General features: G+C 69.3%; 10 protein-coding genes. All 10 read right to left on the bottom strand.

The genetic code is table 11. The features are described from left to right. On the bottom strand, positions 1 to 254 hold a 254-nt coding region (locus HW577_RS18685; RefSeq protein ID WP_232475055.1), incomplete at its 3' end, for a DUF6481 family protein. A 50-nt stretch (positions 255 to 304) separates the two neighbouring features. Further along, positions 305 to 439 carry a hypothetical protein gene (locus HW577_RS26935; protein ID WP_269769568.1) on the bottom strand — a complete coding sequence of 45 codons (135 nt, stop codon included), beginning with the start codon at positions 437 to 439 and terminating at the stop codon, positions 305 to 307. A 101-nt stretch (positions 440 to 540) separates the two neighbouring features. Further along, on the bottom strand, positions 541 to 747 hold the full coding sequence (locus HW577_RS18690) for a cold-shock protein (RefSeq protein ID WP_198377654.1): 207 nt from the start codon (positions 745 to 747) through the stop codon (positions 541 to 543). Positions 748 to 1,088: 341 nt separating this feature from the next. Continuing rightward, positions 1,089 to 1,541, bottom strand: a complete 453-nt coding sequence (locus HW577_RS18695) for a hypothetical protein (RefSeq protein ID WP_198377655.1) — start codon at positions 1,539 to 1,541, stop codon at positions 1,089 to 1,091. Between the two features lie 29 nt (positions 1,542 to 1,570). Continuing rightward, positions 1,571 to 1,879 (bottom strand): hypothetical protein, encoded by a 309-nt coding sequence (locus tag HW577_RS18700; RefSeq protein WP_198377656.1) that lies wholly within the window; start codon positions 1,877 to 1,879, stop codon positions 1,571 to 1,573. After that, positions 1,876 to 2,505, bottom strand: a complete 630-nt coding sequence (locus HW577_RS18705; RefSeq protein ID WP_198377657.1) for a hypothetical protein — start codon at positions 2,503 to 2,505, stop codon at positions 1,876 to 1,878. Before HW577_RS18705 ends, HW577_RS18700 begins: the two co-directional genes overlap by 4 nt. A 19-nt stretch (positions 2,506 to 2,524) precedes the next feature. Further along, on the bottom strand, positions 2,525 to 3,313 hold the full coding sequence (locus tag HW577_RS18710) for a C39 family peptidase (RefSeq protein ID WP_198377658.1): 789 nt from the start codon (positions 3,311 to 3,313) through the stop codon (positions 2,525 to 2,527). A gap of 9 nt (positions 3,314 to 3,322) precedes the next feature. Then, positions 3,323 to 3,655 carry a hypothetical protein gene (locus HW577_RS18715; protein ID WP_198377659.1) on the bottom strand — a complete coding sequence of 111 codons (333 nt, stop codon included), beginning with the start codon at positions 3,653 to 3,655 and terminating at the stop codon, positions 3,323 to 3,325. Between the two features lie 77 nt (positions 3,656 to 3,732). Then, positions 3,733 to 4,935 (bottom strand): hypothetical protein, encoded by a 1,203-nt coding sequence (locus tag HW577_RS18720; RefSeq protein ID WP_198377660.1) that lies wholly within the window; start codon positions 4,933 to 4,935, stop codon positions 3,733 to 3,735. 186 nt (positions 4,936 to 5,121) lie between these two features. Then, positions 5,122 to 6,176 (bottom strand): transporter (locus HW577_RS18725; protein ID WP_198377661.1); only part of this gene is annotated, 1,055 nt, incomplete at its 5' end.

Raw genomic sequence — 6,176 nt, forward strand, 5'->3', positions numbered from 1 at the left:
TGGCGGGCCGCTTCCTCGGCTTCGAGCCGCCTCGCTTCGGCGGCGGCGGCCTCGGCCTGGGCGGCGCGCTCGGCCAGCCGCTCGGCGCGGCGCTGGTCGCGCGCTTCGGCGAAGGCACGCTGCGCGGCCAGCCTTTCCTGCACCACGGGATCATCGGGTCGCGGCTGGCCGCGGAACCGCTCGATCATCGCCTGCTTGGCGAGTGCCGCGGTCTCGCGGCGGCTGTTGAAATCGTCGCGCTTCGAACCTTGCATCTTTGCTTACTGCTGTCCTTCGTCAGTGGGCATGGCCGGTTGGTGCCGGATCATCCGAGGATATCGAGGACGATCTGGCGGATCTCGGCGGGCGAAAGCCCCGTGCCGGGGCGCGGGGACTTCGATGCCGGGGTTGCGGTGCCGCGCGCCGGGGTGGCGCGTGGGCTCTGGGTGGTGATGGTCATGGTGTCGTTCGTTCTTCTTGGCGGCGCCGTCCCCGAAGGACGGCGCCGCATGCGATGCGACGGGGCCGCGCGCGATGCGCCGGCCGCGGTCGAAGTCGGTGTCAGGCCTTGCGCAGGTTGGTCGCGGACATCTTGCCCTGCTGACCGCGCTGGATGTCGTACTCGATCTTGTCGCCTTCCTGCGGCGACGCGATGCCGGACCGCTCGACATCGGAGATGTGGAGGAAGACGTCCTTCGTGCCGTCCTCAGGCTGGATGAAGCCGTAGCCCTTGGTCGCGTTGAACCACTTGATGGTGCCAGTGGACATGATTGTTCCGTTCGAACGTGGTGTGACGGCCGCGCCACGCGGCGCGTCCGATCAATCTTCTGCTGGAGGGCTTGCGGGCTCGGCGCTCGATCAGGAGCAAGGAGAGCGCGGCGATACCAAGAAAAGCTGACGCCCCTTCATAGGGCATCCGGCGGCACGATGGAAGCAATTCCGCATCGCGTCGTGTTTTCGTGCGCGCGGCAGGCCCGGGAACATCGCGCGCGGCGCATCGACCGGCGGAAGGATTGGCGGCGCACGCCGCGGAACTCAGCCGCGGCGATCCTCGCCGCATCCGCGCTTGCGGCCTGCTTCAGCGCCCCGCCGGAAAGGCGTGCCGCAGCTCAGATCCGTTCCGGATTGCCGCGCAGCACCTCGAACCTCGTCGGCTCGATGTCGCCCGCCAGGTCGATCGCGACGAGCGAACCGCCCAGGCGGAAATAGGCGAAGCAGGTCGGCCGTCCCTGGTCGATCCGCTCCCAGGAGGAGCAGACCTCGTTGCCACGGATCTCGATGCGGCCGCGATCCGTCCCGCGCTGACCACCCGGTGCCGTCAGGCGCAGCCGCTGAGACCCGTCCGCCGCGACATGCATGGTCAGCCGCGCGCCGTTCGGCAGTCGACGGTCGAGCGTGTTGCCGAAGACCTCGGCGCGGAACTCCTCGCCGCTCAGCCGCTGGCCGCCGGTCACGACCGGCTCGGCACGCGCGGGGGCCGCGACGGGCTCCGGCCCGGGCTGCGCGCAGCCGGCGGCGAGGAGGGCCAGCAGGCCCAGCGCGAGCGTCGAGGACATCCTCATGGCGCGAACTCTCTCCTGAACGACGAGCTTCAGCGCGCGCCGCGGTGGGTCGATGTCACGACCCCCTGGGACGCGGGGGGCTGCGGGCGATTCGGCCGGCCGATCTCATCCCACAGACGCAGCGTCGGCGCCGGCGACTGGACGCCGGGCGTCAGCGTGGGCAGGCGGCCCGCACGCAGCCGGCCGAGATCCTGCGGATCGAGGGGCTTGAGAACGTCGAGCCCGCTGACGCGCTCGACCGCCGCGGGGTCGGGCTCGGGCTCGAAGGCGCGCGCGGCGGGCGCGGCGGCCAGCAGCGCCGCGACGAGAAAGGCCGCGGCCGGCGCGGAGCCCCTCATCGGGACCATCCGCCGTGACGCGGCAGGGCATGATCCATCATGCGCCGGTTCGCGGCCGCATCGAGCATGCGGCCCATGCCAGAGATGTCCACCTGCATGCTGGAGCGCTGCTGCACGACCTGCCCATCCCGGCTGTTCTGGACAACCCCGACTATAGTGCCCACGCCCGCCTGCGTCAGTATTCGCGTCGCGCCGCCATTGAAGAGGCCTTCGGCCACGGCGGGGCCAGCGGCGGGATCGGCGAGTCGGACCGCGCCGCCCTCGATGACGCGGATCGCCTCCATGCGCCCGCCGGGACCGATCACGGAGGTCGGCAGGGTGAGACGCTGCACCACCTGGCCGCCGAGCCGCGTCTCGACGTCGAAACCGAAGGCGACCGAGATGCCGCCCGGCAGCGCGAAGCCCCCGCGCATCGCGCCGAGCTCGTCCTCCGCCACGGGCGCGGCCGCGATGCGCAGCGGCGCCGCTTCATCCAGCACCTGATCCTGCACGCCGACATCGATGCCGAGCGCCCGGGCATAGGCATCGGCCATGTCGCGACGCCCGGGCGCCTCGGCGGCCATCGCGCCGCCGCCGGCAAGGAGGATGGCGAGAAGCGAAGCCTGGAACGAAGTCCGTCGGGTCATCACGGCTTCTCCTTCTTCATCAGAAGAGGTTCGGCGGAAGAAAACTGCGCGTCGGCGGCACGCCCGAGTTGAGGACGAGCGGCGCCGGCATCCCGAGGCCCGATATGCCCCGGTCCATCTGGTCGCGCACGAGCAGGCCCGGTGCGCGCGAGCGAACGCCCCAGTCCTCGGCAAGACCGAAGCTCGCCTGGCCGAGATCCGGGCGATCGAGGATGACGAAGAGCACGCCGTTCCACGCCTCCTCGAACCGGACGCGCGGCATGGTGCGCGTGCCGAGGTTCGGGTCGGCGATGAGCACGCGGTCGGCAGTCACGCCGCGCACGACGACGAAGTGGCGATAGCCGTTCGTGTCGATCAGGGCGATGGCCGGCACCCGCACCTCCGCCAGGCGGTCGAGCGGCAGGCGGTAGCCATTCGAGCGCAGGCCCCGCCGGGCGAGGAAGTTCTGCATGTCGAGCAGCGAAAAGCCGGCACTGCGGATCCGCTCGACGTCGCCATGCGCGATCATGTCGCGCAGGACCGCTTCCTCCCCCGTCGGCATGCCGTAGTGGAAGGTGAGCAACGTCGCGAGCGCCGCCGAGCCGCAGGAGAAGTCGAAGCGCTGCTTGATCGTGCGCGCGAAGCGGCGCGCCAGCACGCTGCGCACCGGAACGGCGAGGTTCGCCCCGCCGGTATCGAGGTCGGGCAGCGAGAGCTCCACCTGCCCGGCGCGCATCGGCTCGACCGGGAGCGTGCCGCCGCCGCGCTCGGCCGCGCAGGCGGCCAGCATCGCGGGCAGCATCAGCAGGGCAATGCGCGGCACGGGCATCGGCGCGTCTCAGCGCATGTTGATGGTGATGGAGGTCGCGGACTGGAAGACGCTGTTGTTGCCGGTGTTCTGGAACACGGTCGTGACGCCGGCATTGCCGCTTAGCGAGCCGGAGATGGAGTTGCTTCCGGTCACGCTGTTGGCGCCGACAAGGTTGCCATGGACGTTGGCAAGGTTCGCCGCGTCCTGGTCGAAGCCTGCGCGGCCGGAGGAACCGGCGAGTTCGCCCTGCCCCACGGGGGTGAGCCTTTCGAACAGCGCGGCGGGATCCGAAGCATGGACGGTCTGCGCCGAAGCCGCCGCGCAAAGCAGCGCAGCGGTGGCGATGGTCGCGATCTTCATGGCGTCGTCCTCGTTCTGCATGGCAGGGGGACGCCGGCGGCCCGAGGGGGGGGGCCGCCGGCGCCGTCAGGAACGGGTCAGCGGTTGTAGACCGCGCCGACCGCCACGGAGTTCTGCATCAGGCTGTTCGCACCGGCGTTCTGGTTGACCTGCGCGATGCCGGTGCCGCCATTGAACGAACCGGTCATGCCGGCACGCGCGCTGCCGAAATCGGCGTCAGCGCGGTTGTAGGTGACCGAACCGACATTGCCGGCCGCAGCGATCGTCGTCGAAAGATCGCGCGTCGCGCAGTTACAGAACTCGACCGCAGAGAGCGCCGCGGAATTCTGCTGCAGGCTGTTCGCACCGGCGTTCTGGTTGACGTTGGCCACACCCGTGAAGCTGCCAAACGAAGCCGCGATATTGGCGGTCGCCGCATGCCGGTAGTCGTTCGAGTCATTGCCCGACCCGGTGACGGTGCCGATATTGGCGGAGATCGCCCAGGCATCGCGCGTCTGGCGCTCACCCGAAAGACGATCCACATACGCGACCGCGGTGGCATTCTGCTGGAGACTGTTCGCACCAGCGTTCTGGTTCACCTGCGCGATACCGACGGAGCTGCCGAAGCTGTCATTCATGCCGGCGTCAGCGCTGGTACCGAAGATGTTGTCGCTCTCGTTCCCGCCGCGACGGCCGCCGACCGCGCCAGCGTTGACCGCGACGGTATTCGCGTCGCCGTCCCCGCGGCGGAAGCCCACTTCGCAGTTGCAGCCCTCGACATACGCGATGGCGACGGCGTTCTGCTGCATGGCGTTGGCGCCGGCATTCTGGTTGACGTTCATCACGCCCGACCGGACCTGGAAGCTGCCCGTCATGCCGACCGAGGCAGCCTGGCCCCAACCCGTCGAGGATCGGTTGCCCGCCACCTGGCCGATATTGACGCCGAGGGCGGCGGCGTAATGGTCCATATATCCCCTGGGCCCGGTCGAGCCCCCGCCGGTGTCGTTCGCGAAGGCAGCGCCGCCCAGCGCGAACACGCCGACACCCGCAAGAAGAAGTGCACGCATGTCTCTCTCTCCTCGTCCCGTGTTGTCACGTGCCGCCGAATACTTGCGGCGGCGTTGCGCACTGCGGAGCGGGAGGAAGGCGTCGCCGAAAGCCGTGGCGAGCCATGCATCGACTTCCTTCCCCGACACTCTTCTTCGTGCATCCGAGACAGAGCAACCTGCGTGCCACGCCGGGCGCCATCGAAGCGTCACGTGCAAGCCCAGCTTTTCCGCCACTTTGCCGTTGGCCTTCATGCGCATGTCGCGAAGCGGCGCGCGGCGAATCGTAAACACCACCGCGCCACGCGCGTATCCGCGTCGTAAAGGTTAACGGGTGGTTAACAGGTGCATTGCGCCGCGCCCCACAGCCGCTGCGTGCATGACGCATCATGCCGCGGCGCAATACGCCGCGGCATCGTCCCGTACGGACGGTAGGCAGGATCAGATGAGGTTGAAGCGCACCGGCACGCGCAGGATGATCCGCGCATCGGGCGCGGAATCCGTGACACCGATGCCCACGCCGAGATTGACGCTGACGCTGTCGGAGACGCGATAGGCCAGGCCGAAGTTGAAGGTCCCGATATCGGCCGTAGATCCCGGGATGCCGCGCCCCTCCTGGCTCGATCGCATGACGAAGACATGCTCGTAGCCCAGGCTGATCGAGGTCCGCTCGTTCATCGCGAAACCGACGCCGAAGTTCATGCCGATCGCGTCGCCGGGATCGAGCCGCGTGCTCGTCGAGGGGCCGCCGGACGGGTTCTTCAGCTCGACCGTATCCGCGATGTTCCAGATGTAGCGGACGCCGCCGAAGAAGACCGCCGGATCCGACGCCCAGGCCACCGTCAGGCCGGGCTCGACCGACCAGAAGCCGGTGCCCGTCGGCAATTCGCGTTCGAGGCCGCGGATGAAGCCGCCCTGGGGGTCGTTGGTGGTGTAGATCGGCACCTCGAAGGGGCTGCGGCCGGTCGTCGACTTCACGCGGAGATTGGCGATGAAGATCGGCCAGTCATTGAGCCCGGCGTTGATCTGGTAGGAGGCGCCGAACTCGATGTCGCCGATGCCGTTGCCGCGCGGGCTGATCAGGATAGGGCTCGCATTCACGTCGGCCGGGCCCGTCTCGATCGTGTCGTTGCGGAACACGTAGGGGATGCGGGTGTTGATCTCGAAGCGATCGGTGATGCCGTAGCGGAGCGTGACGGAGGCGGTCGTCGCGCGCTGCGTGTTCTGGCGGATGTCGACCGTGCCGAAGGTGATGCCGGGGACGATCGAGAAGCCGTTCACCGTCGCCTGGGTGTTCTCGCCATAGCCGTATTCGAGGGTGGGTTCGACGGACAGTGCGCCGCGTGGCGTCAGAACGCCGCCGACGCGCGCGAGCGTGGGGTCGGTCGAGAGGATCCGCTGTTCCTCCCGTCGCGCGGCGGCGGCGGCCTCGGTGGCCGAGGACGGGCCGCGCTCGCCCGCGACGGGTGCGGCGGCCGGCGCTTGCGCGACCGCGG

The sequence above is a fragment of the Neoroseomonas rubea genome (assembly GCF_016106015.1).
Lineage (GTDB): Bacteria > Pseudomonadota > Alphaproteobacteria > Acetobacterales > Acetobacteraceae > Neoroseomonas > Neoroseomonas rubea.